Below are 25,621 nucleotides of genomic sequence, written 5' to 3' on the forward strand. Positions count from 1 at the left end.
TGACGAGATGAATATCGAACTGAGATTTTTTGCGAGCGTGCGCGAGGCGCTGGGCGTGGCGGCCGAGTCGGTCGACGTGCCGGACGGCGTCGCGACCGTGGGCGACGTGCGGGCCTGGTTGCGCGCGCGCGGCGGCGTGTGGGCGGAGACGCTCGCGGACGGCCGCGCGTTGCGGATGGCGTGCAACCACACGATGACCGACGCCGGCACGCGCCTCACCGAGGGCTGTGAAGTGGCGTTTTTCCCGCCGGTCACGGGCGGGTGAGGAGGCGCGATGGCGACGGTACGGGTCCAGACCGCTGATTTCGACGTCGGCGCCGAGCTGGCGGCATTGCGCGCGCGCAATCCGAAGGTGGGGGCGGTCGCGTGCTTCGTGGGCACGGTGCGCGACCTGAACGACGGCGCGGCCGTCGAGACGCTCGAACTCGAGCATTACCCGGGCATGACGGAGAAGGCGCTCGAGACGATCGCGGCCGACGCGATCGCGCGCTGGTCCGGGATCGACGTCGCGATCGTGCACCGGGTCGGCAAGCTTCGGCCGCTCGACCAGATCGTGCTGGTCGCGACCGTCGCGGCGCACCGTGGAGACGCGTTCGCGTCGTGCGAATTCGTGATGGATTACCTGAAGACGCAGGCGCCGTTCTGGAAGAAGGAAATGACGCCCGCCGGCGAACGCTGGGTCGACGCGCGCGACAGCGACGATGCGGCGCTGGCGCGCTGGGGCGTCGCGTCCGGCAACGCGGATCCGGCTGCCTGAAGCGCGGCCCGGGCCGCGTCAGTCGGCGTCGTCGGGGCCGCGGCCGACGAACTTCGCCGGAAACGGCTCGCCGCGCGGCCGGCGCGGCGCATCGTGGCCGTCGTGCGCGTCGCCCGCGCGCGGCGGCGCGATCAGGTCGAGCAGCGCCTGCTGCTCGGCCGGAATCCGGTAGTCCCAGCCGAACCGGCTCAATTGCAGGCTTTGCGCGATCCGCAGCGCGGGCGCCATGAAGCGGACCGCGGCCGCCGGCGCGTAGCGCGCCTCGACGGTATTCAGGAACAGCGCGAGCCAGCGGCTGAAATGCGCAGGCTCCACGCCGTCGAGCGGCTGGTGCACGGCTTGCACGTTGCCGCGATACGCCTTGGTGCCGAGCACGAGGCTCGTCCAGAACGTCACCATCTTGTCCAGATGCGGGTCCCAGCGGCCCGCCAGCTTGGCGTCGAACACGGGGCCGAGCAGCGCGTCGTCGCGCACCCGTTCGTAGAACGTATGGACGAGCGCGCGGATATTGTCCTCATCGGGCGCCGCGGCCTTGGCCGGTGGTTCGGGGGAGCGGTCGGCGGGGAAATGGGTTGCAGTCATGTCAAAAAGGGCCGGGTAGCGGCTCAGGACGGGCGCGCGATTTTGTCGCACAATAGCGATCGGCCACCCCCAATAAAGTGCAGTCAGGCCGCATCTTATGGTGCGACCGTTGAATCGGCAATGCCGGCAGCGTGTTTCGCGCAACACGCGCATGTCGTCCGTCGATTCGGGGCACGATCACTACGACACGACATATCCGCTCATGAGACTGACCGACTATACCGATTATTCTCTACGCGTCATGCTGTTCCTCGCGGTCCGCGGAGAGGGCCTGACGACGATTCAGGAGATCTCGGACGCCTATGGCGTCTCCAAGAACCACCTGATGAAGGTGGTGCAGCAGCTGGGCGAACTCGGATGGATCGAGACCGTGCGCGGCCGTAACGGCGGCCTGCGGCTCAATGCGAACTCGATGGCGCTGACGGTTGGCGAAGTGGTGCGCGCGACCGAGAACGATTTCGCGCTGGTCGGCTGCTTCCCCAGCTCGGGCGAGGCGGACTCGCATCGCCACTGCGTGATCGAGTCCCAATGCCGGCTGAAGGATGTATTCACGGCGGCGCGCTCGGCCTTCTTCGCCGAGCTCGATCGGCACACGATCAGCGAGCTGGCACAACCGAGCGCCCAGCTCGCCACGCTGCTCGGCATGATCCCGATCAAGGTGATCCCGGCCGACGCGCCGATCGGTGCGCCGATCCCGGCATCCGCAGCCGGCTGAATTCGCTGCGGCGCCCGCCGGAACCGGACTTCGCGCGTTGCGCGAAGATCCGGTGCTTTTTTTGACGATTTCGGCTTGAAAGGCGCATAACCATCCTCAAGTTGGTGGTATTCGAAAATTGGAGGTCTCTTCATGAGGATCGACAAACTCACCACCAAGTTCCAGGAAGCGCTGGCCGACGCGCAAAGCCTCGCGGCAGGGCGCGACAATCAATACATCGAGCCCGTTCACGTGCTGGCGGCGCTGGTCGCGCAGCACGACGGCTCGGCCCGTTCGCTGATGTCACGGGCCGGCGTCCATGTGCAGGCGCTGCAAGGCGCGCTCAACGAGGCGATCTCGCGCCTGCCGCAGGTCACGGGCACGGGCGGCGAGGTCCAGGTCGGCCGCGAGCTGGCCGGCTTGCTGAACCAGGCGGACAAGGAAGCGCAGAAGCTCAACGACAGCTTCATCGCGAGCGAGATGTTCCTGCTCGCGGTGGCCGACGACAAGGGCGACGCGGGCAAGCTCGCGCGCCAGCACGGCCTCACGCGCAAGGCGCTGGAGGCCGCGATCGCCGCGGTGCGCGGCGGCTCGCAGGTGCACAGCCAGGATGCGGAAAGCCAGCGCGAGGCGCTCAAGAAATACACGGTCGACCTGACCGAGCGCGCGCGCGCCGGCAAGCTCGATCCGGTGATCGGCCGCGATGACGAAATCCGCCGCTCGATCCAGATCCTGCAACGCCGCACCAAGAACAACCCGGTGCTGATCGGCGAGCCCGGCGTCGGCAAGACCGCGATCGTTGAAGGGTTGGCGCAGCGGATCGTCAACGGCGAAGTGCCCGACACGCTGAAGGGCAAGCGCGTGCTGTCGCTCGACATGGCGGCGCTGCTCGCGGGCGCGAAGTATCGCGGCGAATTCGAGGAGCGCCTGAAGGCGGTGCTCAGCGACATCGCGAAGGACGAAGGCCGCACCATCGTGTTCATCGACGAGATCCACACGATGGTCGGCGCGGGCAAGGCCGAAGGCGCGATGGACGCGGGCAACATGCTCAAGCCGGCGTTGTCGCGCGGCGAGCTGCATTGCATCGGCGCGACCACGCTCGACGAATACCGCAAGTACATCGAGAAGGACGCGGCGCTCGAACGGCGCTTTCAGAAGGTGCTGGTCGACGAGCCGTCGGTCGAAGCCACCATCGCGATCCTGCGCGGCCTGCAGGAGAAGTATGAGCTGCATCACGGCGTCGACATCACGGACCCGGCGATCGTCGCGGCGGCGGAGCTGTCGCACCGCTACATCACCGACCGCTTTCTGCCGGACAAGGCGATCGACCTGATCGACGAGGCCGCCTCGAAGATCAAGATGGAAATCGACTCGAAACCGGAGGAGATGGACAAGCTCGACCGCCGGCTGATCCAGCTGAAGATCGAACGCGAGGCCGTGAAGAAGGAAACCGACGAGGCGTCGCAAAAGCGCCTGCAGCTGATCGAGGAAGAGATCGAGCGGCTGGCTCGCGCGTACGCGGATCTCGAAGAGATCTGGACTGCAGAGAAAGCGGCCGTGCAGGGCAGCGCGCAGCTCAAGGAAGAGATCGAGAAGGTGCGCGCGGAGATCGTCCGCCTGCAACGCGAAGGCAAGCTGGAGAAGGTCGCCGAGTTGCAGTACGGCAAGCTGCCGCAGCTCGAGGCGCAACTCAAGCAGGTCACGCAGGCCGAGGAGCGCGAACAGCACAGCCCGAGCCGGCCGCGGCTCTTGCGCACCCAGGTCGGCGCGGAGGAAATCGCCGAGGTGGTGTCGCGCGCGACCGGCATTCCGGTGTCGCGGATGATGCAGGGCGAGCGCGAGAAGCTGCTGCACATCGAGGAGAAGCTGCATGAGCGCGTGATCGGCCAGAACGAGGCGATCGACGCGGTGGCCGACGCGATCCGCCGCTCGCGCGCGGGCCTCTCGGACCCGAACCGGCCGTACGGCTCGTTCCTGTTCCTCGGGCCGACGGGCGTGGGCAAGACCGAGCTGTGCAAGGCGCTGGCGTCGTTCCTGTTCGATACGGAAGATCATCTGATCCGCATCGACATGAGCGAGTTCATGGAGAAGCACAGCGTCGCGCGGCTGATCGGCGCGCCGCCGGGCTACGTCGGCTACGAGGAGGGCGGCTACCTGACGGAGGCCGTGCGCCGCAAGCCGTACAGCGTGATCCTGCTCGACGAGATCGAGAAGGCCCATCCGGACGTGTTCAACGTGCTGCTGCAGGTGCTCGACGACGGCCGGATGACGGATGGCCAGGGCCGCACGGTCGATTTCAAGAACACGGTGATCGTGATGACGTCGAACCTCGGCTCGCAGGTGATCCAGGCGATGGCCGGGGCGCCGCAGGACGAAATCAAGGATGCGGTGTGGCTGGAGGTCAAGCAGCACTTCCGCCCCGAGTTCCTGAACCGCATCGACGACGTCGTCGTGTTCCATGCGCTCGACCGCAGCAACATCCAGTCGATCGCGAAGATCCAGCTCGCGCGCCTGCACGACCGGCTCGCCAAGCTCGATATGGCGCTCGAGGTGTCGGAAACGGCGCTCGAACAGATCGGCAAGGTGGGCTACGACCCGCTGTTCGGCGCGCGGCCGCTCAAGCGCGCGATCCAGCAGGAGATCGAGAATCCGGTCGCGAAGCTGATCCTGGCTGGCCGTTTCGGTCCGAAGGACGTGATCCCGGTCGACGTGCAGGACGGCAAGTTCGTGTTCGATCGCGTCGTGCACTGAACGACGCGGTGCGGCGCGCGGGTTGCCGCGCCGGCCGCACCTAGCCGGCCGCACCAAAAACAACACCCCGCCGAGGCGGGGTGTTGTTTTTGGCGGGGCCGCTGCGCGTCAGCCCTGCTTGTTGCCGCCGAACAGGCCGGCCAACTGGGTCAGCGTGCCGAGCACGTTCGACGTGTCGACCTGGCCGCCCGCCGGCACTTCGCCGTTCGGCGTCGCGCCGTTGACGATGTGCGGCAGCACCTGCGCGAGGACGCCGGGGGCTTGCGCCGGGTCGATGCCGACCTTGCTCGCGAGCGCGCCGACCGTGTCCGAGCCGAGCACGTTCTGCAGCAGTTCCGGCGAGATCGGCTGATTCGTGCCGTTGCCGACCCACGAACCGATGATGTCGCCCGCGCCGCCGGCGTTGAATTTCTCGATGAGGCCGTTGAGGCCGCCCGGCTGGTTGTTGATGAACTCCAGCGCGGTGGAGAGCAGGGCGTTCTGGTTGTTGCCGCCCGATTGGCCGCCGATCAGACCGCCAACGATGTCGAGGAGACCCATGATGTACTCGCTAGGTTGAACGACGCCGCCCGTGCGGCGTCGCTGGGGTGGTAAATCCGCGCACGGAGCGCGGTGTGATGCTCAGGCGCCGGACGCAGCTGCTGCCGACGCCGCCTTGGCCTTCCCGCCTTTCTTCTTCGCCTTGGGGGCCGAGGCGTCGGCCGGCGCACTCGCGTCGGTCGCGGCGCTTGCCGCGGCGGCGGCCTTCTTCTTCGAACGGCTCGCCTTGGCCGGCTTGCCGCCCGCATCGCTCGCGGCCGTCGACGGCGCGGGCGTCGTCGTTGCAGCGGTCGTCGTGGCCGGCGCGGCGGCGGGTTTCGCCGCAGGGGTCTTCGCCTTCGCGCCCGTCGGCGGCGTCGATGCGCCGCCGATGGTCAGACCGGCGGCTTCCAGGTTCGTGACCGACTTCGTGCCGAGGCCCTTGACCCGGCTCGCGAGATCGTCGGCGTCCTTGAAGGGGCCGTTCTTGGTGCGTTCGTCGATGATCGCCTTGGACTTAACCGGTCCGAGTCCCTTCACGGATTCGAGCGCGGCCTGGTCGGCCGTGTTGACCTCGACCGCCGCGGCAAACGTCGCGGACAGCGACAGGGACAGCGCGACGAGCAGCATCAGCAGCTTTTTCAGCATGGCAAGGACTCCCTTGTAACGGATGAATGGCTGTTGGAGCGGCCGCCTACAGTGGCGTGCTGCGTTCAAGCATAGGACAAACGCGTGCCCTTTTTAAGACAGTCGGCTGAGTGTTGCGCAATGGGCCGTCCGCTGTAAAGGGTGGGGCGTCGATTCGCGGCCGGTTTTTACCATTCTTGACGGAGTACGGCGCGACGGCGGCGCGTCAGGGCGTTGCCACTGCACGGAGGACCGCGTCGATTGCGTCGATGGCCGGGCGGGTTGGCGCGGAGGATGTGGTGCGCACGGAGGGCGTGGCGCGCGGGCGGTGGTCCGCAAGCGTGCGTTGCGTCTGCCTTGGGCTTCAGCACGCGCGACGCCCGGTCCTGGATTCGAATCAGTCGGCCGTGAGCCGCTGCCGGCTGATATGCCGCCAGTACAGCACGAGCCCGCTGCCGGCGACCGCGAGGCTCGTCATGTTCGCGCACCAGAAGCCGCGCGCGCCGGTCAGCCACGCGGGCGCCCAGCCGACGATATCGAAGCCGAGCAGGTAGCCGCCGCCGATGCCGACGCCCCACAGTGCGGTGGCATAGATCACGGTCGGCACGATCGCGACCCGGTAGGCGCGCAGCACGAACGCGGTGCTGATCTGCACCGCGTCGAAGACGTGATAGAGGGCGACGATCGCCATCAGCGGCAGGGCCGCTGCGGCGATCTGCGGGTTCGAGGTATAGCCGAGCACGAGCACGGGCCGCAGCATGAACACGAGGAGTCCGTAGCAGCATGCGGTTGCCGCGGCGAACAGGATGGCGTGGCGCGATAGCGCGCGCGCGGCCGCCGGTTGCCCCGCGCCGAGCGCCTGGGCCACGAGGGTCGAGGAGGCGACGCCGATCGCGAGCGGCGTCATGTACAGCACCGCGCCGAGATTCGCGGCGATCTGGTGGCCGGCGAGCATGGTGGTGCCGAAGTGGGAGATGAAGAGCGCCATGCACGCATACGACGTGACTTCGATCAGGTAGGACAGGCCCATCGGTACGCCGAGCACGAGCAGGGCCTTCTGACGCCGCCACTCGGGCCAGCTGAAACGCGTGAAGATCGCGAGCGGCGCGAACACCTTGTGGCGCGCGAGCAGCACGAAGCCGATCAGCGCGAGCCCCCAGTTGATCAGCGTGCTCGCGAGCCCGCAGCCCGGCCCGCCCAGCGCGGGCACGCCGAGGCCGCCGAAGATGAACCACAGGTTGAGCGGAAACTTGAGCAGCAGCGCGCCGACCTGCAGGATCATCGCGAGGCGCGGCTTGCCGACCGCGTTGGTCAGCGCGTTGTAGATCCGGAACAGCAGCGCGGCCGGCAGGCTGAACGACAGGATGCGCAGGTAGTCGACGGTGCGCGCATGCAGTTCGTCGGGCGCATGCGCGAGGCGCAGCAGGAGTTCGGGAAAATGCAGCAGCAGGAAGCCGGGCACGGCCAGCAGCGCGGCGAGCCAGAGCGCCTGGCGGACCTCCTCGCCGATTTCGGTGGGGCGGCGCGCGCCGTACAGCTGCCCGGCGATCGGCTGCAACGCGGAGAGGATTCCGGTCAGGCCGATGAAGACCGAGATGTAGATCGAGGCGCCGAGACCGAGCGCGGCGAGGTCGACCGTGGAGAAGCGTCCGACCATCGCGGTGTCGATCACGCCGAACGCGATCAACGCGAGCTGCCCGACGAGCACGGGCCAGGCGAGTCCGACGATCCGGCGCAGGTCGGCGAGCATCGGTCAGTTCCGCGGGCGCGCCGGCCGGCGCTTGACGGGCGGCTTCGGCCGCTCGATCCGCTCGTAGAGGCGGAAGCGCTCGTCACGGTCGGCGATGCGGCGGCCTTCCCAGACGAGGCGCCATACGTATTGCGAGATCGAGCTGGGCTCGCCGTAGTCGGCGCGGTCCTGGCGCAGCAGCACGTCGCAGTCGTCGGTGAACGAGAAGTGCATGTCGCCGAAGTAGGCAAAGGTCGCGATCTGCGCGTCGCCGAGCCGGACGGGCGAGATGCACTCGTAGTCGGCCGGCAGGTGCGCGGCGATCTGCTGCGCGACGTCGCGGTAGGTCCGGCTGTAGTTGACGAAGGGCAGCCACAGCGTCATCAGCAGCACCCACATCAGCGTGGTGCCCGCGCTCGACAGCACGACGCTGCGCCACAGCACCTGCGGCTGCCGCGAGATGCGCCAGCGCACGAGCAGCACCCAGCATACCGTCACGGCGAGCGCGCACGCGAACGACAGCACCTTGAAGTGCGGTTCGTAGCCGGGCACGAGCCGCGCGAGGTTGCGCGCGAGCGGGTACGGGAAGCCCGTGAGCGAGGCGAGCCAGACGAGCCAGACGAAGCTGCCGAGGATCGTGAAGCTGAGCACCGCGAACCAGTCGATCGCGTTGATCGCGCCGCGCTTGAGGGTGGGCAGCGCGAAGGTCGCGAGCACCGCGAGCGGCGGCAGGATCAGCAGGTACATGCGGTTGGTCTGCTGGCTCTGCAGGATCACGAGCGCGACGAGCGGCACGATCACCGACAGCGGCGCGGCGATGTGCGGCCGGCGGCGGAATCCGGTCCAGCTGACCCAGGCCCACAGCGCGAGCGGCCAGGCGGGCCAGGTGAAGAGCGGCAGGTTTTTCGCCGCGTAGCCGAGCACCGCCGTGGGCGGACCCGAAAAACGCATCAGGCTGCCATACAGCCACTGGTTGAGGAACCAGTTCGCGTCGTCGGGAAACAGCGTGAGCGCCGCGACCGGCCAGACGGCGAACAGGACGATCGCGAGCGGCAGGCCGACGAGCGGCAGCCAGCGGTTGCGCAATTCGGGCGCGAACGCGACGAGCGCCGCGGTGCCGACGAGCAGCGCGCCGACCAGCACCGGGTTGCCGGACAGCGCGACGAGGCCGAGCGCGGCGCCCCACCAGAGCGCGCCTTGCAGCGGCTTGTCGACGGAGCGCACGAGCCCGTAGACGAACATCGCGATCGAGGCGAATTGCGCGAGCTGCGGGGTGGTCTCGTGGCCGCGTTCGGCGAGGCCGAAGCAGGCGACCAGGACGAGCAGCGCGCCGTCGGCGAGGGTGCGGCCGTAGTCGCGCGGCTCGGGTTCGCCGCCGAACGCGTACTTGAACGGCTGGACCTCGGGGCGGCGGCCGAGCAGGTACGCGGCGTACCAGACGAACGCGCACGCGACGCAGAACAGGATCCCGGTATAGACGCGCGAGGCGTTGCTCGGATCGACCCAGGGGCCGAGCGCGCGGATCGCGAGGCCGCCGAGCCAGTAGCCGAGCGGGCCGTCCGAGGTGATGAACTTGCCGAGCAGGTTGGGCAGCAGCCAGTCATGCAGCTTGCCCTCGGCCATCGTCCACATCACGCCGAAGCCCGCCGCATCCTCGTTTTTCCACGGGTCGCGGCCGAACAGGCCGAACGCCGCATAGACGATGCAGAGCGTGAGCAGCAGCCAGCGCGGCAGCGCGCGGGTGGCGGAGGCGGTGAGACGGACGACAGGCTTCATGCAGATGTGCGGCAGGAGAGGGGCCACGCGCGCAGCGAGGCGCGCTGGATGGGCGTGATTCGGAGCATCCGGCATTGTAGACGCGGCGGGCGATGCGCGTCAGCGGATCTGGCGGTATTTCGCGCGGCGGCGCGCGGCGACAAAAAAGGGCAGCCTGGGCTGCCCTTTTTGCTGAACCGGCGATACGGCCGCCGGTTGCGGTGCGGCACTTACTTTGCCGCCTTGCCGTTCGCGCGCGAGCCGAACTTGTTCTTGAACTTCTCGACGCGGCCGGCCGTGTCCATGATCTTCTGCTGGCCGGTGTAGAACGAGTGCGATTCCGACGACACTTCGATCTTGGCGAGCGGGTAGGTCTTGCCTTCGAGTTCGATCGTTTCGCGCGTCTGGATGGTCGAGCGCGTCACGAACTTGAAGCCGTTCGACATGTCTTGGAAAACGACTTCGCGGTAATTCGGGTGAATGCCTTCTTTCATGATTTTTCCTGGGTGAGAGCGGTAGCCAACCCGCCGCTTTCGCCATCGCACGCCCCGTGAGGACGCGTGATCGGTACCGAAAGCCCTGCGCGAGCCACTTGCCTGAGGTCGAAAGCTCGCGATTATGCCAGAGAATCAGACGCTTGACGAGTTTTTCTCACGCCGGCGCCGCGAGCGCCCCGGATCCGGCCGGATCCTGCCGGTAGTAGCGGGCGAGCAGGCGGTACAGCTCGGGAAACTCGGATTCGAATGCGTGCGGCTGCACGAACAGGGCCTCGCTGCAGACCGCGAAGAACTCCGACGGATGGTCGGCCGCATAGGGATCGATCAGCGAATCCCGCTCGAAACGGGCCCAGGCGCGATCGGACACGGAATCCACGCGGCGGCAGAACTGGTCGTAGGCATGATCGAACACGTCGGACCAGCGCTCGGCGTCGATGAACGGCGCGTGCCAGCGGCGAAAAAGGGGCGGATGCCCATCGGCCGCGCCGTTGATCATGTCGATCTTGTGCGCGAACTCGTGGATCACGACGTTGTAGGCGTCGCTGCCGTCGGTCATCTGCGCGTCCTCCCACGACAGGATCACCGGGCCGCCTTCCCACGCCTCGCCGCTCGCGTCCTGCTCGACTTCGTGCACGACGCCGTCCTCGTCCTCGACGGTCTTGCGGATCACGAACTCGCCCGGATACACGATGACGCCGACCCAGCCGCGATACAGGTCGAGATCGAGGTTCAGCACGGGCAGGCAGGCCTGGGCGGCGATGCCGACCGTCATTGCGTCGGTCAGCTCGAGGTCGTGCGCGGTGGAGAACGACTTGCGGGCGAGAAACAGGCTTGCCAGTTCGCGCAGGCGTTGCAGGTCGTCGGCGGACAGATGGGCGAGGAACGGCAGGCGTTCGACGGTGGACTGCCACAGCGGGTCGGGAATCGCGTGGGCGCGCAGCGCGCGGTCGCGGCGGCGGGCGCCGAACCACTGGGCGAATTTGGCGAGCATCGGGAGGTCGGGCGGGGGGCGGTGGAGACAGGCGCTTAACCTACCTCAATCGATCTCTTTTTGCCAAGTGGCGAACACGCCCCCACAGATCGCGACGGCGGCGAGGAAATAGAAGCCGTCGAGCGAGGTCAGGAACGCGGCCTGCCGGACGATCGTCTGGCTGATCGAGACGAGCGCGAGCGTGTGCGCTTCGCCGAGGGCGTGGCCGGCGGCGGCGAAGTGGCGCGTGAGCACGTCGACGCTGTGCTGGAAGATGGGGTTGTAGACGTTGGCCTGCTCGACGAGCCGGGTCTGGTGCAGCGCCTGCCGATGCTGCTCGACGATGATCACCGAGGCGGTGGCGAACGAGATCGTGAGCTGGCGCACGATGTTCTTGAGGCGGTAGCCGTGCGTGTACTCGTCGATCGCGAAGACGCGGAAGGTCAGGTTGGCGACGGGCAGCACGATGAACAGCAGGAGCAGGCCGCGCAGCAGCAGCGGCATGATCAGCGCGGCTTCGCCGGCATCGGGCGGCAGGCGCGCGATCCACAGCGCCGCCAGGGCCCCGAGCGCGAAGCCGGGCACGATGATCCATTTCTTGTGCGTGATCCGCTTCGCATAGCGCAGGTAGACGAACAACGCGCTCGCGGAGATCAGCGACATCGTGCCGACCAGCCGGCCCGCATTCTCGACCGGATAGTCGAGCCCGGATTCGAGGAAGCGCGAGATCAGGTAGCTGTAGCCGGTGGTCTCGTAGTAGTAGAACATGTAGAGCAGCAACCCGACGCGGAACGTGCTTTCGCGGAACGCATGCAGCCGCACCAGCGGTGTGGGGTGGCGCCACTGGTGATGCACGAACCAGGCGAGCGCACCGAGGCCGCCCACGGTCAGCAGGATCAGTTGCGGCGAGCCGGCGAACAGCTCGAAGCGCACCTGCTGCATCACGATCTGCAGCGCGCCCTGCGCAAACGCGAAGATCACGTACGGCCAGAAATGGGCGCTGCCGCGCGCGTCGGGAGGCGTCTCGCCGCCGTCCGGCACGACCAGGAGCGCGATGCCGGCGCATGCGATGCCGGCCGGCACCGTGCACGCGAACAGCGCGCGCCAGGTGAAATGCGCGACCAGCAGGCCGCCCGCGATCGGCGCGAGCGCGCTGCCGAGCAACAGCAGGATCAGGAACGCGCGGGTGGCGGGCGGACGCTCGGTCGGCGCGAAGCTGATCTGGATCAGGATCCGGCACGCGCCCATCATCGGGCCGATGAAGTAACCCTGGAAGCCGCGCGCGAACGCGAGTTGCAGCGACGTGTCGGCGAGCGCCGCGGCCAACGCGCCGAGCGAGAACATCAGCATGCTCGCGGCGAGGTAGCGCCGGTGGCCGAGCCGGTCGACCCACCATTGCTGCTGCAGGATGCCGAGCACGGCGGTGACCGCGTAGGCGCTCGACGCCCAGACGAGTTCGTCGGGCGAGGCATTGATGCCGCCCGCGATGTAGCTCGCGAAGAACGAGAAGGTGGCGTTGTCGAAGTAGTCGAGGCCGGTGAGGAGCGCGAGCGTCCACGGGAACAGATCCGCGCGCAGGCGCGCGAGGCCCGGGCGGGTCGGCCGGCCCGGCGCGGCGCTCATGACCGGCGGCGGGCGGCGGCCTGGCGTTGCGCGATCAGCGCGTCGCGCGGTTCGCCCGCGAGTCGCCGTTCGATGTAGTCGATGTCGTGCTGCAGTTCCTGCTTGAGCGCGCGCACTTCCTTCAGCTCGCGCTGCGCGGCCTCGATCCGGGCGTCGAGGGTGGCGATCTGTTGCGCGAGATTCTCGTGGATGTCGCGCAGCGACGCGTCCGAATAGCGTTGCCGGCCGTCTTCGCCGGCGTCGTCGAGGGGGCGCTTCAGCATCTCGATGATGCCGTGCAGCGAGAAGCCGATCGCGCGCAACCTCAGGATCCGCGCGAAGCGTTCGAGATCCGCCGCGTCGTACAAGCGGTAGCGGCCCTCGCTGCGGCTCGGCGTCACGAGGCCGCGTTCCTCGTAATACTTGAGCGTGCGCGGGGTCACGCCGAGCCGCTCGGCGGCGTCGCGCACGGTCAGCAGCAGGGTGGCGGTGTCTTGGGTCATGGGGCAGGCCGCCCGATGGCGGCGATTCGCTGGGCCGGTTTCAAGGTTAACGTAAACGTGCACCTGTGCGTTTGCCGGGCATGAAAAAAGCCGCCCATCGGGGCGGCTTGGCGGGGCGATGCGCGGGGCGGAATCAGCCGCCGCGGCGCATCAGGTCGAAGAACTCGGAATTGCTCTTCGTCTGGCGGATCTTGTCGAGCAGGAATTCCATCGCTTCGACTTCGTCCATGTCGTGAATGAACTTGCGCAGCACCCAGATCTTTTGCAGGATCTCGGGCTTGATCAGCATTTCTTCGCGGCGCGTGCCCGACTTGTTCAGGTTGATCGACGGATAGACGCGCTTTTCCGCGAGGCGGCGCTCGAGGTGCACTTCCATGTTGCCGGTGCCCTTGAACTCTTCGTAGATCACGTCGTCCATGCGGCTGCCGGTTTCGATCAGCGCGGTGCCGATGATCGTCAGCGAGCCGCCTTCCTCGATATTGCGCGCGGCGCCGAAGAAGCGCTTCGGACGCTGCAGCGCATTGGCGTCGACGCCGCCCGTCAGCACCTTGCCCGATGCGGGGATCACGGTATTGTAGGCGCGCGCGAGGCGGGTGATCGAGTCGAGCAGGATCACGACGTCGTGCTTCATTTCGACGAGGCGCTTGGCCTTCTCGATCACCATTTCGGCGACCTGCACGTGACGCGTGGCCGGCTCGTCGAAGGTCGAGGCGATCACTTCGCCTGCGACCGAGCGCTGCATTTCGGTCACTTCCTCGGGGCGCTCGTCGATCAGCAGCACGAACAGGATCACGTCCGGGTGGTTCTGCTTGATCGCGTGCGCGATGTGCTGAAGCATCACGGTCTTGCCCGACTTCGGCGACGCGACGAGCAGGCCGCGCTGGCCCTTGCCGATCGGCGCGATCATGTCGATGATGCGGCCGGTGACGTTTTCCTCGCCGCGCATCTCGCGTTCGAGCGACAGCGGTTTGTTCGGGTGCAGCGGCGTGAGGTTCTCGAACATGATCTTGTGTTTCGAGGCCTCGGGCGGCTGCCCGTTGACTTTGTCGACCTTGACGAGCGCGAAATAGCGTTCGCCGTCCTTCGGCGTGCGCACCTCACCCTCGATGGTGTCGCCGGTATGCAGGTTGAAGCGGCGGATCTGCGACGGGCTGATATAGATATCGTCGGTGCTCGCGAGATACGACATTTCGGGCGAGCGCAGGAAACCGAAACCGTCCGGCAGCACTTCGAGCGTACCGTCGCCGAAGATCGTTTCTCCCGTCTTGGCGCGCTTTTTGAGAATGGCGAACATCAACTCCTGCTTGCGCAGGCGGTTCGCGTTTTCGATCTCCAGGCCATTGGCCATTTCGATCAATTCGGAGACGTGCAGAGACTTGAGCTCGGATAAATGCATACGGAGATCCCGCCAGGGAGGAGAAGATGCGACGAAAGAAATAGGGAGGAGGGCGAGCGGAAACGCTCAGAGACTTAACTGCGTCTTATCGACGTGTTTTGATTCTAGCATAGGCCGATTCTGGCTTGAGTGGCCGATCGGCGGCTTCGCGGCGCACGTGTTGTCGGCAGACAACACGTGCGGGCACATCTGATTTAGAGATGGCTGTCGAGGAACGCGGTCAGTTGCGACTTCGACAAGGCGCCGACCTTCTGTGCGGCGGCGGCGCCGTTCTTGAAGAGGATCAGCGTCGGGATGCCGCGCACGCCGAACTTCGCGGGCGTCGCCTGGTTGTCGTCGACGTTGATCTTCGCGATTTGCAGCTTGTCGCCGTAATCCTTCGCGACTTCGTCGAGGATCGGGGCAATCATCTTGCACGGGCCGCACCATTCGGCCCAGAAATCCAGCAGCACGGGCTTGTCGGATTTGACGACGTCCTGTTCGAACGATGCGTCGTTGATGTGTTTGATCAGTTCGCTCATTGGGTCAATACCTCTTTCAGTTCGGGGACTGCCTGCAGGCGCCTTGCCGGCGTGCCGGCCGCCGGGCGGCCGGCCGCTCGGGCAGACAGCTCCGCTCTCCGGGAAAGAAGGGCGTGAGCGCTGCGTCGCGCGGCTCGCGGGTCATTCGGGCGTCATATTAGCTTAAATTGCTATGCGCCGTGGATGGCGATAGTAGCCTTTACGCGAGTAGGGGTGTGCCGCCGGTTTGATCCACGTCACGACCGTAAATAATGGCGGCGCGCGCAAATACAAGAGGGATACAAGAGGGCCGCGATTCGGTCGGTTTTCAGTCGATTGCGAGATAAGGGTCGCGTTGGGCGGCGGGCGGTGATAGAATTCGCCGTGACGGGCCTCCTCGCATGGAGGGGCGGTCAACCTGGTCAGGTCGGGAACGAAGCAGCCACAGCCGTTTTCCACCAGTGCCGAGGGTCAGGCTCGTCACCTTTCCTTTTCTGTTTTACCCCATCCCCCTGAACGTCCCCTTGCCGCGATGCAGTCGTGCAGTTCGTGCGCGCGTGCGCGCGTGCGCGTCCGGCGTATTCCGCCTGTCGGCGCGGCGCGGCGTTGCTGATACAATTTCCCGATGACCTATCAAGTTCTCGCACGCAAGTGGCGTCCGAAGGATTTCGCTTCGCTCGTCGGCCAGGAGCACGTCGTCAGGGCGCTTACGCACGCGCTCGACGGCGGGCGTTTGCATCACGCCTATCTATTCACCGGCACGCGCGGGGTCGGCAAGACCACGCTGTCGCGCATCTTCGCCAAGGCGCTCAATTGCGAGACGGGCGTCACGTCGCAGCCGTGCGGCGTCTGTCGCGCATGCCGCGAAATCGACGAGGGGCGCTTCGTCGACTATGTCGAAATGGATGCGGCGAGCAATCGCGGCGTCGACGAAATGGCCGCGCTGCTCGAGCGCGCTGTGTACGCGCCCGTCGATGCGCGCTTCAAGGTCTACATGATCGACGAAGTGCACATGCTGACGAACCACGCGTTCAACGCGATGCTGAAGACGCTCGAGGAGCCGCCGCCGCACGTCAAGTTCATCCTCGCGACCACCGATCCGCAGAAGATCCCCGTCACGGTGCTGTCGCGCTGCCTGCAGTTCAACCTGAAGCAGATGCCGGCCGGGCATATCGTGTCGCATCTCGAGCGGATCCTCGGCGAGGAGCGCATCGCGTTCGAACCGCAGGCGCTGCGGCTGCTCGCGCGTGCCGCGCAGGGCAGCATGCGCGATGCGCTGTCGCTGACCGACCAGGCGATCGCCTATTCGGCGAACCAGGTGACCGAGACGGCGGTGTCGGGCATGTTGGGCGCGCTCGATCAGACCTACATGGTCCGGCTGCTGGACGCGCTCGCGACGGCCGACGGCCCCGGAATTCTCGCGATCGCCGATGAAATGGCGTTGCGCAGCCTGTCGTTCTCGACCGCGCTGCAGGATCTCGCCGGGCTGTTGCACCGGATCGCATGGGCGCAGTTCGCGCCGGCGTCGGTGCTCGACGAGTGGCCGGAGGCGGGCGATCTGCGCCGCTTCGCCGAGACGCTGAGCCCGGAGCAGGTGCAGCTCTATTACCAGATCGCCACGGTCGGGCGGAGCGAGCTGGGGCTCGCGCCGGACGAATACGCGGGTTTCACGATGACGTTGCTGCGGATGCTGGCGTTCGAGCCGGCCGCTGCCGGCGCGGGCGGCTCGGCGCCGGGCGCGCTGCCGGTCGCGGGTGGTCGCGCAAGCGCCGCGCGCAGCGCGCAACCCGCCGCCTCGGCGGCGAGCGCGCAGCCGGCCGGCGTTCGACCGGTTCCGGCCCAGCCGCCGGTCGCGGCCGCGGTGTTGGCCGAGCCTGCACCTGTACCTGCGCCTGTTGTCCCTGCACCCGCTCCGCGCGCGGAAACCATCGCCGCGCAGCCTGAAGTCGCGCAGTCTGAAGTCGCGCAGTCTGAAGTCGCGCAGTCTGAAGCGCGCGCGCCGGCGCAGGGTGAAACGGTTGTCGAGGCGGCGCTCGTCGCCGAGATCACGCCGCCTGCGCCGGCCGCTCCGCTTGCCGAGCCTGCGCCGGTTCAATCCGCGGAGGCGGCGAAGCCGGCCGACCCGCCTGCCGCACGGCCTGCGCCGGCCGCATCCGCCCGCGCGGGCGGGGCGGCGGCCGCGCTTGACGTGCTGCGCAACGCCGGCATGCGCGTGTCGACGGATCGTGGTCGCGCGTCCGCCGCGCCGAAGCCGGCCGCCCCCGCTCCCACGGCGGCGGCCGCGAAGCCCGGCCCCCGGGTCAACGTGCCGGTGCCCACGCCGCGCGCGGCGCCGCAGGCCGGCGGCGCATCGAGCGATGCACCGCCCTGGGAAGACATTCCGCCGGACGACTACGTGCCGCTGTCGGCGGACGAGATGTTCGGCGCGCCGCTCGACGACGGCTTCGTGCCGGTGTTCGACAGCGGTCCGGACGATGTGCGGCTTGCCCCGAAACCCGCGCCGGCGGCGCCTGTCGACGCCCGGCCGCTGCCGCCCGCGATCGCGCTCGACGCGATCGGCTACGACGGCGAATGGCCGGCGCTGGCTGCGACGCTGCCGCTCAAGGGGGTGGCGTACCAGCTGGCGTTCAACAGCGAACTGACCGCCGTCGACGGGGGGGGGCTGAAATTGTCGGTGCCCGTGCCGCAGTACGCGGACGCCGCGCAGGTCGCGAAACTCAAGGCCGCGCTGGCGGACACGCTCGGCAAGCCGGTCGAGGTCGAGGTCACGGTCGGCGCCGCGCGTCGTACCGCGGCCGCGCTCGACGCCGCGGCGCGTGCGCAGCGTCAGCGCGAGGCGGAGCAGGAGATCGGCGGAGACCCGTTCGTCCAGCAGCTGATCCGCGAGTTCGGCGCGCGCATCGTCGAAGGCTCGGTGCGCCCGCTGGCGGCGGACGGCGGCCCGGCGGCGGAAGGCGCTGCACCGACGCTGCACTGAACGCGCGAGGGGGCGCGCCGCGCCCCATTCCCTTATCCCGGATCCGGCGCTAAGATCGCGCCGGTTTTCAAACGTATACGAAGGAGCATGTCCATGATGAAAGGCCAACTCGCGGGGCTGATGAAGCAAGCCCAGCAGATGCAGGAAAACATGAAGAAGATGCAGGAGCAGCTGGCCCTCATCGAAGTCGAGGGGCAGTCGGGCGCCGGTCTCGTCAAGGTCACGATGACCTGCAAGAACGAAGTGCGCCGCGTGACGATCGACCCGAGCCTGCTCACGGACGACAAGGACATGCTCGAGGATCTCGTCGCGGCGGCGTTCAACGACGCGGCGCGCAAGGCCGAGGCGACCTCGCAGGAAAAGATGAGCGGCATGACGGCAGGTCTGCCGCTGCCGCCGGGCTTCAAGCTGCCGTTCTGAGCCCCGTCGCGTCGTTGCCCATCCGCGTATGAAACAGCCTTCCGCCCTGTCCGCGCTCGTCGAGGCGCTGCGCGCGCTGCCCGGCGTCGGCCCGAAGTCGGCGCAGCGCATCGCGTATCACCTGATGCAGCACGATCGCGACGGCGCGGAGCGGCTCGGCCGCTCGCTGCTGTTCGCGACCGAGCATTTGCAGCACTGCGAGAAGTGCAACACGTTCACGGAGGCGCAGATCTGCGAGGTCTGCAGCGACGCGGAACGCGACCCCACGCTGCTCTGCGTGGTGGAAACCCCAGCCGACCAGATCATGCTCGAACAGACCATGACCTACCGCGGCCTGTACTTCGTGCTGATGGGCCGCTTGAGCCCGCTCGACGGCATCGGCCCGAAGGAAATTCATTTCGACCGGCTGGTGCGGCGCGCGTCGGACGGAATCGTCAAGGAAGTGGTCCTGGCGACCAATTTCACCAACGAAGGCGAGGCGACCGCGCACTACCTCGGGCAGACGCTCAAGGCGCGCGGGCTCGCGGTCACGCGGCTCGCGCGCGGCGTGCCGGTGGGCGGCGAACTGGAGTACGTCGACGCGGGCACGATCGCGCGGGCGATGCTCGATCGCCGCACGATGTAGCCGCCGCGCGGAACCACCGCGCGGCCTCTCCGCGAGCCGCCGCCGCAGGGCGGTTCAGCCTTCGCATCACATCGAGGAAGCGACATGCACGCAACCCCGGGCCCGCTCGCGGGCGTCAAGGTACTCGAGTTCGGCACGCTCATCGCAGGGCCGTTCGCGGCGCGATTGTTTGCCGAGTTCGGCGCCGAAGTCATCAAGATCGAGGATCCGAACGGCGGCGATCCGCTGCGCAAGTGGCGCAAGCTGTATCCGGAAGCGGGCGGCACCTCGCTGTGGTGGTCGGTGCAGGCGCGCAACAAGAAATCGGTCACGCTCAACCTGAAATCGGAAGAAGGCCGCGAGATCGCGCGGCGGCTCGCGCGCGAGGCCGACATCGTGATCGAGAATTTCCGTCCGGGCCTGCTCGAGAAGCTCGGGCTCGGCTATGACGTGCTGTCGGCCGACAACCCGGGCCTCATCATGGTGCGCCTGTCCGGCTACGGGCAGACCGGACCGTATCGCGACCGTCCCGGCTTCGGCGCGATCGCCGAATCGATGGGCGGCCTGCGGCACATCACCGGCTACCCGGACCTGCCGCCGCCGCGGATCGGCATCTCGATCGGCGATTCGATCGCGGCGCTGCACGGCGTGATCGGGGCGCTGATGGCGCTGCATCACCGCAACACGAACGGCGGCGCGGGGCAGATGGTCGACGTCGCGCTGTACGAGGCGGTGTTCAACATGATGGAGAGCGTGGTGCCCGAGTACGGCGTGTACGGGCTCGTGCGCGAGCGCACGGGTGCGTCGCTGCCCGGCATCGTGCCGTCCAACACCTATCCGTGCCGCGACGGCAGCATCGTGATAGGCGGCAACAGCGATCCGATCTTCAAGCGCCTGATGGCGGCGATCGAGCGGCCCGATCTCGCCGACGATCCGGCGCTCGCGCAAAACGACGGGCGCGTGCCGCGCACGCGCGAGATCGACGACGCGATTGCCGCGTGGCTCGCGACGCGCACGATCGACGAGGCGCTCGCCGTGCTCAACGCGGCGGATGTGCCGGCCGGGCGCATCTACAGCGTGGCCGACATGTTCAGCGATCCGCAATTCATCGCGCGCCAGATGATCGAGCGCTTCAAGCTGGCGGACGGCGCGGAGATCCCGCTGCCGGCCGTCACGCCGAAGCTGTCCGATACGCCGGGCGATACGCGCTGGCTCGGGCCCGAACTCGGCGCGCATACCGACGAGGTGCTGGGCTCGCTGGGCTACACGCCCGAGGCCATTCGCGCATTGCGCGACAAACGGGTGATCTGAGCGCCGCGCGCGCGACCGGACTGTCGTTCGCGCGCCATCTTTCCTCGGTTACAATCGCCGGATGCGAATCCTACTCAGTAACGACGACGGCTACCTTGCGCCGGGCCTCGCGGCGCTCCATGCAGCGCTGTTGCCGCTCGGCGAGGTCACGGTGATCGCGCCCGAGCAGAATTGCAGCGGCGCGTCGAATTCCCTCACGCTGTCGCGGCCGTTGTCGCTGCAGCGTTCGGCGAGCACCGGCTTTTACTACGTGAACGGCACGCCGACCGACTCCGTGCACCTCGGGCTCACGGGCCTGCTCGACGCGCGCCCCGGTCTCGTCGTGTCCGGCATCAACAACGGCCAGAACATGGGCGAGGACACGCTTTACTCGGGCACCGTCGCGGCGGCCACCGAAGGGGTGATGTTCGGCGTTCCCGCGATCGCGTTCTCGCTCGTCGACAAAGGTTGGGCGCATCTCGACGCCGCTGCGCGCGTGGCGGCCGAGGTCGTGCGGCACTATCTCGCGCATCCGCTGGCGGGCCAGCCGTTGCTGAACGTGAATATTCCCAACCGGCCGTACGAGGCGCTGGGCGCGTGGACGGTCACCCGCCTCGGCAAGCGTCATCCGTCGCAGCCGGTGATTCGCCAGACCAACCCGCGCGGCGAGCCGATCTACTGGATCGGCGCGTCCGGCGAGGCGCTGGATTCGAGCGAAGGCACCGATTTCCATGCCACGGCGCGCGGCGAGGTGTCGATTACGCCGCTGCGGCTCGACCTGACCCACACCCAGATGCTGGCCGCGACGCACGACTGGGCGAGCGCGAGGAGCGACGCTTCATGAGCGGCGAGCGCGCAAAGCGGTTTCCGCTTGCGCTCGAAGATCTCAAGCGCGAGCCGCGCAAGCCGGAAGGCCTGGCGGGCGAGCGCCAGGCGGCGGGCGACGCCGCGCGCCAGCGGCTCGGTTCGGCCACGGCGCGCAGCGCCTCGCAGTCGGACGGGCGCGCATCGAAGCCCTCGGCCGGGGCGGCGGCTTCCAAGCCCGCCAAGCCGGGGCACGTCGCGCCCAAGCCGGTTTCGCCCAGGCAGGTCGCCTCGCTGCCGGCCGTATCCAAGCCGGCCGTATCCAAGCCGGCCGCGCTTAGGCCGGCCGCGCCTAAGCCGGCCGCGCCCAATGTCGCCTTGAACGGGAAGCTCGCACTGACGTCGGAACGCGTGCGCGAACGGATGGTCGAACGGCTGCGCGCGAATGGCATCACCGATCCGCGCGTGCTGAATGCGCTGGCCGTCGTGCCGCGTCACATGTTCGTCGATCCCGGGCTCGCGGCCCAGGCCTATGAGGACGCGGCGCTGCCGATCGGCCATCAGCAGACGATCTCGAAGCCGTCGGTCGTGGCGCGCATGATCGAATTGGCATCCGCGGGCCGGCCGCTCGAGCGGGTGCTGGAGATCGGCACCGGCTGCGGTTACCAGGCGGCGGTGTTGAGCCAGGTCGCGGTCGACGTGTATTCGATCGAACGCATCCGCCCGCTCTACGAGCGGGCGAAACTGAATTTGCGCCCGTTGCGCGTGCCGAACATTCGGCTGCATTACGGCGATGGGCGCGTCGGTCTGCCATCGGCGGCGCCGTTCGACGCGATCGTGATCGCGGCGGCGGGGCTCGACGTGCCGCAGGCCTTGCTTGAACAATTGGCGATCGGCGGGCGGCTCGTGGCTCCGGTCGGCGCTCAGGACGGCCAGTCCCAGGTGCTGACGCTCGTCGAACGGGTCGCGGCCGCGCAGTGGCGCGAGTCGCGGCTTGATCGCGTTTTCTTTGTCCCTTTAAAATCCGGAGTGATTTGACACCGATGAGTATGTTGCGCGCGATGCAAACCAATCGTTCGAAGATTCCGCTCTCGCTCGCTCAGCGCGCGATCTGCGTGGCTGCTTTCACGCTGCTTGGCGCTTGTGCGACGCGCCTCGACCAGGCACCCGTCGTCGACCGCTCCGGCGCGCTCGGCACCACCGCGGGCGCGGCCCAGCCGGCCGTACCGCTGGGTCCGCCGCCGCCCGGTTATTACCGGGTAAAGCCGGGCGACACCCTATATCGGATTGCACTCGAAAACGGCCAGAATTATCGCGATATCGCGGCGTGGAATAACCTCACCAATCCGAATCAGATCGAAGTCGATCAATTGCTGCGCGTCGTGTCGCCGGGCGCGAGCGCCGGCGCGGCAGGCGTCGCGACGACACCGGTCGCGGGCGCCGCGGTGCAGACGGCGCCGCTGTCGAGCGGTCCGGCCGCTGCGCCCGTATATGGGTCCGGTTCGACGGCGACGCCGCCCGTGGCGACGCCGCCCGTGGCAGCGCCGGCAGGCGACGCGGGCGCGTCGGCGGCGGGCGGCGCGGTGTCGTTCATGTGGCCGGCGCGTGGTCCGTTGCTGAACACATTCGACGATGCGAAGAACAAAGGCGTCAACATCGGCGGCGCGGCGGGCGACCCGGTGAAGGCGGCCGCGGATGGTCGCGTGGTGTACGCGGGCAATGGCCTGCGGGGCTATGGCAACCTCATTATCGTCAAGCACGACGCGACTTATCTCACCGCATATGCACACAACCGCGCTTTGATGGTAAAAGAGGGGGACGCGGTGACGAAAGGCCAGAAAATCGCAGAGATGGGCAATAGCGATTCAGACCGTGTGATGCTGCATTTCGAGGTTCGCCGGCAGGGTAAACCTGTCGATCCGCTGAAGTATTTGCCGCCTCAATAGACGAGACGACCATGCCGAAATCGAAGCGCCACGAGCCGCAAGCCGAATCTGAGAACCTCAGTCGTGCCACGCAAGCATCGGTGGAACGGAAGGGTGCTTCGACCGGCGAGGACGACGATGCCGCTGACGCAGAACGCGACTACGACGCCCGTGAGGCCCGCGACGGCGAGGAAGACGCCGCAGAGGAGCGCGAGGCGCCGGCCGAGCTCGACGATTTCCGGGCGCTGCTGCAGGCGGAGCTGACCGCCGACACGATCCAGCACTACCTGAACCGCATCAGCGTGAAGCCGCTCTTGACCGTCGAGGAAGAGCAGCGCTATTCGCGGCTCGCGAAGGCGGGCGAGTTCGAAGCGCGCCAGGTGATGATCGAGCGCAACCTGCGGCTCGTCGTCAGCATCGCGAAAGGCTATCTGAACCGCGGCGTGCCGCTCCTCGATCTGATCGAGGAAGGCAACCTCGGGCTCATGCATGCGATCGAGAAGTTCGATCCGACGCGCGGCTTCCGTTTTTCGACCTATGCGACCTGGTGGATCCGCCAGAGCATCGAGCGCGCGATCATGAATCAGGCGCGCACGGTGCGGCTGCCGGTGCACGTGATCCGCGAACTGAACCAGGTGTTGCGCGCGAAGCGTCACCTGGAGAAGAACTCGATGTCGACGGGCGAGGCGGCCGAGCGCCGCGAAGCCAGCATCGACGACATCGCCTATCTCACCGGCAAGACGGCCGAGGAAGTCACCGACATCCTCGCGCTGAACGAACACACCGCTTCGCTCGACGCGCCGCTCGATCTCGATCCGGCGAGCAGCCTGCTCGACCTGTTGCCGGACGACCAGAGTCAGTCGCCCGACGCCGAGGTGCAGCACCGCGAGCTGGAAACGCTCACGCGCGCGTGGTTGTCGCGTCTCTCCGACAAGCACCGCCACGTGATCGAGCGCCGCTTCGGTCTCAACCACATCGAACCCGCGACGCTCGAGGAGCTGGCCGACGAGATGGGGCTGACCCGCGAGCGCGTCCGTCAGATCCAGCAGGAAGCGCTCGTGCGTCTCAAACGATTCTTTGCCTCCAACGGCGTACGCAAGGACGCCGTACTGTAATTCACTGATGATTCCGATTCTGGTTTTTGACATCGAAACGATTCCCGATGTCGACGGCATTCGCCGTCTCGAGGATTTGCCCGCCGACTTGAACGATGCCGAGGTCGCCGAGCATGCGTTTGCCGCGCGACGCGAGAAGACCGGCAGCGATTTCCTGCCGCATCACCTGCAGCGGATCGCCGCGATCTCCTGCGTGTTCCGCGACGATTCCGGGTTCCGCGTGCGTTCGCTCGGCACGCCCGACGATCCGGAGATCACGCTGATCCAGTCGTTCTATCGCGTGATCGAGAAGTACACGCCGCAACTCGTGTCGTGGAACGGCGGCGGCTTCGATCTGCCGGTGCTCCATTACCGCGCGCTCGTGCATGGCGTCGCCGCGCCGCGCTATTGGGACATGGGCGAGGACGACCGCGAGTTCAAGTGGAACAACTACCTGTCGCGCTACCACTCGCGCCATACCGACCTGATGGACGTGCTCGCGCTGTACCAGCCGCGCGCGAGCGCGCCGCTCGATGCGCTCGCGAAGCTGTGCGGCTTCCCCGGCAAGCTCGGGATGGACGGCGGGCAGGTGTGGCATGCCTTCCAGGAAGGCCAGATCGACGCGATCCGCAACTATTGCGAAACCGACGTCGTCAATACCTATCTGCTGTACTGCCGGTTCCAGCAGATGCGCGGCGGCCTGAGCGCGGGCGCGTATGCCGACGAGATCGCGCTGGTCAAGCGGGCGCTCCAACTGGAGGCTGCGCCGCATTGGGCGGAATATCTCGCGGCCTTCGGCGCATGACGGGCTCGGGGCTTGCGTGATTCCGGTGCGATCGGGGGATGCGACGGCGTCGCGTCGTCGATCTCGCTGCGCGTGATTCGCTCGGCTGCGGCGCGGCGACGGACACGTCATCGCGCACGCATCGTGCCATCCCTCCCTTGTTCCGTGTCATGACAACTCTCTGTCGTCGGCGGCATGCGCCCGTGTAGCGACTGCGGGTGCGTCATCGAACGGGCGCTCGCTTGCGGAGAGAGCGCCGCTGTTCCAGGGGCTGTTGACGCGCCGCGCAGGGATGGCGCGAGCGGATTGGAAACGGTTTCGAGAGCGCCGGGTGGGGCTGCCTCGCGATGCAGTGTACGCAGCGTCTTGATCGGTGCGAGTCGTCGGGCGTGATGTACACGTCAGATGCATGACCACCACGCACAGCATGCGCAATCGCCGTGTGGCGCCGGTACGAGCGCGCTGCGCGGTATCGCTGCGGGCGGGCCAGGGCGGGGCGTGGCGGACGCGCGGTGACGAGCGCGTTGCCGAAAGAACGGCGCTGTCCTGTTCGTCTGACTGAGATGGCGGACGATCGACCGCGATCGCGTCGTCGCCGCATAGCCGGGCAGCAGCGCGGCGCGTTCCATCTGCTGAGGCGGCGATGGCCGGCCCGGCAGCGCCTGGACGCCGCGCGTCAGCTTCCGCGCGCACAGGATGCCGAAATCGGCAGCCGCGCGATCCGCGTCGCCGTGCGCGTGCCGGCTCCATGGGATATTCCAATTGATCCGCCGCATCGGTGAATCTCCGTTCGAGTGCGGTCATTCGTCTACAATCTCGCCTTCCCACAAACGTTCGTCAG

General features: G+C 67.5%; 24 protein-coding genes and 1 other RNA gene. 14 read left to right on the forward strand and 11 right to left on the reverse strand.

Features of this window, described 5'->3' with window-relative positions:
- Nucleotides 1-7 precede the first annotated feature (7 nt).
- Both moaD and moaE read left to right on the forward strand, forming a co-directional pair.
- On the forward strand, nucleotides 8-265 hold the full coding sequence (gene moaD / locus Bsp3421_RS20355) for a molybdopterin converting factor subunit 1 (protein WP_274002743.1): 258 nt from the start codon (nucleotides 8-10) through the stop codon (nucleotides 263-265).
- A gap of 9 nt (nucleotides 266-274) precedes the next feature.
- Nucleotides 275-757, forward strand: coding sequence for a molybdopterin synthase catalytic subunit MoaE (gene moaE, locus Bsp3421_RS20360; RefSeq protein ID WP_274002744.1), 483 nt, complete (start codon nucleotides 275-277; stop codon nucleotides 755-757).
- Nucleotides 758-775: 18 nt separating this feature from the next.
- On the opposite strand, the gene Bsp3421_RS20365 is transcribed toward moaE, so the two are convergent.
- A complete protein-coding gene (locus Bsp3421_RS20365) occupies nucleotides 776-1,339 on the reverse strand; it encodes a group III truncated hemoglobin (RefSeq protein WP_274002745.1) in 564 nt (187 codons plus the stop codon).
- 202 nt (nucleotides 1,340-1,541) lie between these two features.
- Here Bsp3421_RS20365 and Bsp3421_RS20370 point away from each other — a divergent pair, with 202 nt between their 5' ends.
- Both Bsp3421_RS20370 and clpB read left to right on the forward strand, forming a co-directional pair.
- Nucleotides 1,542-2,054 carry an Rrf2 family transcriptional regulator gene (locus Bsp3421_RS20370; protein WP_252988002.1) on the forward strand — a complete coding sequence of 171 codons (513 nt, stop codon included), beginning with the start codon at nucleotides 1,542-1,544 and terminating at the stop codon, nucleotides 2,052-2,054.
- Between the two features lie 132 nt (nucleotides 2,055-2,186).
- Nucleotides 2,187-4,784, forward strand: coding sequence for an ATP-dependent chaperone ClpB (gene clpB / locus Bsp3421_RS20375; protein ID WP_274002746.1), 2,598 nt, complete (start codon nucleotides 2,187-2,189; stop codon nucleotides 4,782-4,784).
- Between the two features lie 108 nt (nucleotides 4,785-4,892).
- Here clpB and Bsp3421_RS20380 read toward each other — a convergent pair whose 3' ends face one another.
- The 10 genes from Bsp3421_RS20380 to trxA all read right to left on the reverse strand — a co-directional run bounded on the left by Bsp3421_RS20380 (nucleotide 4,893) and on the right by trxA (nucleotide 14,903).
- The gene (locus Bsp3421_RS20380; protein ID WP_274002748.1) at nucleotides 4,893-5,324 is read right to left on the reverse strand and encodes a YidB family protein; all 432 of its coding nucleotides are present in this window, start codon (nucleotides 5,322-5,324) and stop codon (nucleotides 4,893-4,895) included.
- An 81-nt stretch (nucleotides 5,325-5,405) separates the two neighbouring features.
- Nucleotides 5,406-5,951 carry a ComEA family DNA-binding protein gene (locus Bsp3421_RS20385; RefSeq protein WP_274002749.1) on the reverse strand — a complete coding sequence of 182 codons (546 nt, stop codon included), beginning with the start codon at nucleotides 5,949-5,951 and terminating at the stop codon, nucleotides 5,406-5,408.
- A 376-nt stretch (nucleotides 5,952-6,327) separates the two neighbouring features.
- Nucleotides 6,328-7,680 (reverse strand): MATE family efflux transporter, encoded by a 1,353-nt coding sequence (locus Bsp3421_RS20390; protein ID WP_274002750.1) that lies wholly within the window; start codon nucleotides 7,678-7,680, stop codon nucleotides 6,328-6,330.
- A gap of 3 nt (nucleotides 7,681-7,683) precedes the next feature.
- A complete protein-coding gene (locus Bsp3421_RS20395) occupies nucleotides 7,684-9,435 on the reverse strand; it encodes an ArnT family glycosyltransferase (protein WP_274002751.1) in 1,752 nt (583 codons plus the stop codon).
- A 209-nt stretch (nucleotides 9,436-9,644) separates the two neighbouring features.
- On the reverse strand, nucleotides 9,645-9,908 hold the full coding sequence (locus tag Bsp3421_RS20400) for a type B 50S ribosomal protein L31 (RefSeq protein ID WP_274002752.1): 264 nt from the start codon (nucleotides 9,906-9,908) through the stop codon (nucleotides 9,645-9,647).
- Nucleotides 9,909-10,065: 157 nt separating this feature from the next.
- The gene (locus Bsp3421_RS20405; RefSeq protein WP_274002753.1) at nucleotides 10,066-10,902 is read right to left on the reverse strand and encodes a zinc-dependent peptidase; all 837 of its coding nucleotides are present in this window, start codon (nucleotides 10,900-10,902) and stop codon (nucleotides 10,066-10,068) included.
- A 45-nt stretch (nucleotides 10,903-10,947) separates the two neighbouring features.
- Nucleotides 10,948-12,504, reverse strand: coding sequence for an MFS transporter (locus Bsp3421_RS20410; protein WP_274002754.1), 1,557 nt, complete (start codon nucleotides 12,502-12,504; stop codon nucleotides 10,948-10,950).
- Nucleotides 12,501-12,986 (reverse strand): MerR family transcriptional regulator, encoded by a 486-nt coding sequence (locus tag Bsp3421_RS20415; RefSeq protein ID WP_274002755.1) that lies wholly within the window; start codon nucleotides 12,984-12,986, stop codon nucleotides 12,501-12,503. Before Bsp3421_RS20415 ends, Bsp3421_RS20410 begins: the two co-directional genes overlap by 4 nt.
- Before the next feature lie 133 nt (nucleotides 12,987-13,119).
- Nucleotides 13,120-14,382, reverse strand: a complete 1,263-nt coding sequence (gene rho / locus Bsp3421_RS20420) for a transcription termination factor Rho (protein WP_006478662.1) — start codon at nucleotides 14,380-14,382, stop codon at nucleotides 13,120-13,122.
- A gap of 194 nt (nucleotides 14,383-14,576) precedes the next feature.
- Nucleotides 14,577-14,903, reverse strand: a complete 327-nt coding sequence (gene trxA, locus Bsp3421_RS20425; RefSeq protein WP_252982903.1) for a thioredoxin TrxA — start codon at nucleotides 14,901-14,903, stop codon at nucleotides 14,577-14,579.
- 365 nt (nucleotides 14,904-15,268) lie between these two features.
- Here trxA and ffs point away from each other — a divergent pair.
- The 10 genes from ffs to Bsp3421_RS20475 all read left to right on the forward strand — a co-directional run bounded on the left by ffs (nucleotide 15,269) and on the right by Bsp3421_RS20475 (nucleotide 24,801).
- An RNA gene (ffs, locus tag Bsp3421_RS20430) (signal recognition particle sRNA small type) lies at nucleotides 15,269-15,367 on the forward strand.
- 140 nt (nucleotides 15,368-15,507) lie between these two features.
- Entirely contained in the window at nucleotides 15,508-17,859 is a 2,352-nt protein-coding gene (gene dnaX, locus Bsp3421_RS20435; RefSeq protein WP_274002836.1) for a DNA polymerase III subunit gamma/tau, read from the forward strand.
- Between the two features lie 93 nt (nucleotides 17,860-17,952).
- Nucleotides 17,953-18,279: a YbaB/EbfC family nucleoid-associated protein gene (locus tag Bsp3421_RS20440; RefSeq protein ID WP_274002838.1), complete on the forward strand. Its 327-nt coding sequence runs from the start codon at nucleotides 17,953-17,955 to the stop codon at nucleotides 18,277-18,279.
- Between the two features lie 28 nt (nucleotides 18,280-18,307).
- Nucleotides 18,308-18,904: a recombination mediator RecR gene (gene recR / locus Bsp3421_RS20445; protein ID WP_274002840.1), complete on the forward strand. Its 597-nt coding sequence runs from the start codon at nucleotides 18,308-18,310 to the stop codon at nucleotides 18,902-18,904.
- A gap of 84 nt (nucleotides 18,905-18,988) precedes the next feature.
- The gene (locus tag Bsp3421_RS20450; protein WP_274002842.1) at nucleotides 18,989-20,194 is read left to right on the forward strand and encodes a CaiB/BaiF CoA transferase family protein; all 1,206 of its coding nucleotides are present in this window, start codon (nucleotides 18,989-18,991) and stop codon (nucleotides 20,192-20,194) included.
- A 61-nt stretch (nucleotides 20,195-20,255) separates the two neighbouring features.
- On the forward strand, nucleotides 20,256-21,017 hold the full coding sequence (surE, locus tag Bsp3421_RS20455; RefSeq protein WP_274002843.1) for a 5'/3'-nucleotidase SurE: 762 nt from the start codon (nucleotides 20,256-20,258) through the stop codon (nucleotides 21,015-21,017).
- On the forward strand, nucleotides 21,014-22,015 hold the full coding sequence (locus Bsp3421_RS20460) for a protein-L-isoaspartate(D-aspartate) O-methyltransferase (RefSeq protein ID WP_274002845.1): 1,002 nt from the start codon (nucleotides 21,014-21,016) through the stop codon (nucleotides 22,013-22,015). The genes surE and Bsp3421_RS20460 overlap by 4 nt, the downstream gene beginning before the upstream one ends.
- A 5-nt stretch (nucleotides 22,016-22,020) precedes the next feature.
- Nucleotides 22,021-22,923: a peptidoglycan DD-metalloendopeptidase family protein gene (locus Bsp3421_RS20465; RefSeq protein ID WP_274002846.1), complete on the forward strand. Its 903-nt coding sequence runs from the start codon at nucleotides 22,021-22,023 to the stop codon at nucleotides 22,921-22,923.
- Between the two features lie 11 nt (nucleotides 22,924-22,934).
- A complete protein-coding gene (rpoS, locus tag Bsp3421_RS20470) occupies nucleotides 22,935-24,017 on the forward strand; it encodes an RNA polymerase sigma factor RpoS (RefSeq protein ID WP_274002847.1) in 1,083 nt (360 codons plus the stop codon).
- A 7-nt stretch (nucleotides 24,018-24,024) separates the two neighbouring features.
- Nucleotides 24,025-24,801 (forward strand): 3'-5' exonuclease, encoded by a 777-nt coding sequence (locus Bsp3421_RS20475; protein ID WP_274002849.1) that lies wholly within the window; start codon nucleotides 24,025-24,027, stop codon nucleotides 24,799-24,801.
- Nucleotides 24,802-25,621: the final 820 nt, after the last annotated feature.

The organism is Burkholderia sp. FERM BP-3421 (assembly GCF_028657905.1).
Lineage (GTDB): Bacteria > Pseudomonadota > Gammaproteobacteria > Burkholderiales > Burkholderiaceae > Burkholderia.

Excerpts from the sequence above, each read along its gene's own strand:
- moaD (WP_274002743.1), top strand. The coding sequence starts at position 8 with ATGAATATCGAACTGAGATTTTTTGCGAGCGTGCGCGAGGCGCTGGGC.
- moaE (WP_274002744.1), top strand. The coding sequence starts at position 275 with ATGGCGACGGTACGGGTCCAGACCGCTGATTTCGACGTCGGCGCCGAG.
- Bsp3421_RS20365 (WP_274002745.1), bottom strand. The coding sequence starts at position 1,339 with ATGACTGCAACCCATTTCCCCGCCGACCGCTCCCCCGAACCACCGGCC.
- Bsp3421_RS20370 (WP_252988002.1), top strand. The coding sequence starts at position 1,542 with ATGAGACTGACCGACTATACCGATTATTCTCTACGCGTCATGCTGTTC.
- clpB (WP_274002746.1), top strand. The coding sequence starts at position 2,187 with ATGAGGATCGACAAACTCACCACCAAGTTCCAGGAAGCGCTGGCCGAC.
- Bsp3421_RS20380 (WP_274002748.1), bottom strand. The coding sequence starts at position 5,324 with ATGGGTCTCCTCGACATCGTTGGCGGTCTGATCGGCGGCCAATCGGGC.
- Bsp3421_RS20385 (WP_274002749.1), bottom strand. The coding sequence starts at position 5,951 with ATGCTGAAAAAGCTGCTGATGCTGCTCGTCGCGCTGTCCCTGTCGCTG.
- Bsp3421_RS20390 (WP_274002750.1), bottom strand. The coding sequence starts at position 7,680 with ATGCTCGCCGACCTGCGCCGGATCGTCGGACTCGCCTGGCCCGTGCTC.
- Bsp3421_RS20395 (WP_274002751.1), bottom strand. The coding sequence starts at position 9,435 with ATGAAGCCTGTCGTCCGTCTCACCGCCTCCGCCACCCGCGCGCTGCCG.
- Bsp3421_RS20400 (WP_274002752.1), bottom strand. The coding sequence starts at position 9,908 with ATGAAAGAAGGCATTCACCCGAATTACCGCGAAGTCGTTTTCCAAGAC.
- Bsp3421_RS20405 (WP_274002753.1), bottom strand. The coding sequence starts at position 10,902 with ATGCTCGCCAAATTCGCCCAGTGGTTCGGCGCCCGCCGCCGCGACCGC.
- Bsp3421_RS20410 (WP_274002754.1), bottom strand. The coding sequence starts at position 12,504 with ATGAGCGCCGCGCCGGGCCGGCCGACCCGCCCGGGCCTCGCGCGCCTG.
- Bsp3421_RS20415 (WP_274002755.1), bottom strand. The coding sequence starts at position 12,986 with ATGACCCAAGACACCGCCACCCTGCTGCTGACCGTGCGCGACGCCGCC.
- rho (WP_006478662.1), bottom strand. The coding sequence starts at position 14,382 with ATGCATTTATCCGAGCTCAAGTCTCTGCACGTCTCCGAATTGATCGAA.
- trxA (WP_252982903.1), bottom strand. The coding sequence starts at position 14,903 with ATGAGCGAACTGATCAAACACATCAACGACGCATCGTTCGAACAGGAC.
- dnaX (WP_274002836.1), top strand. The coding sequence starts at position 15,508 with ATGACCTATCAAGTTCTCGCACGCAAGTGGCGTCCGAAGGATTTCGCT.
- Bsp3421_RS20440 (WP_274002838.1), top strand. The coding sequence starts at position 17,953 with ATGATGAAAGGCCAACTCGCGGGGCTGATGAAGCAAGCCCAGCAGATG.
- recR (WP_274002840.1), top strand. The coding sequence starts at position 18,308 with ATGAAACAGCCTTCCGCCCTGTCCGCGCTCGTCGAGGCGCTGCGCGCG.
- Bsp3421_RS20450 (WP_274002842.1), top strand. The coding sequence starts at position 18,989 with ATGCACGCAACCCCGGGCCCGCTCGCGGGCGTCAAGGTACTCGAGTTC.
- surE (WP_274002843.1), top strand. The coding sequence starts at position 20,256 with ATGCGAATCCTACTCAGTAACGACGACGGCTACCTTGCGCCGGGCCTC.
- Bsp3421_RS20460 (WP_274002845.1), top strand. The coding sequence starts at position 21,014 with ATGAGCGGCGAGCGCGCAAAGCGGTTTCCGCTTGCGCTCGAAGATCTC.
- Bsp3421_RS20465 (WP_274002846.1), top strand. The coding sequence starts at position 22,021 with ATGAGTATGTTGCGCGCGATGCAAACCAATCGTTCGAAGATTCCGCTC.
- rpoS (WP_274002847.1), top strand. The coding sequence starts at position 22,935 with ATGCCGAAATCGAAGCGCCACGAGCCGCAAGCCGAATCTGAGAACCTC.
- Bsp3421_RS20475 (WP_274002849.1), top strand. The coding sequence starts at position 24,025 with ATGATTCCGATTCTGGTTTTTGACATCGAAACGATTCCCGATGTCGAC.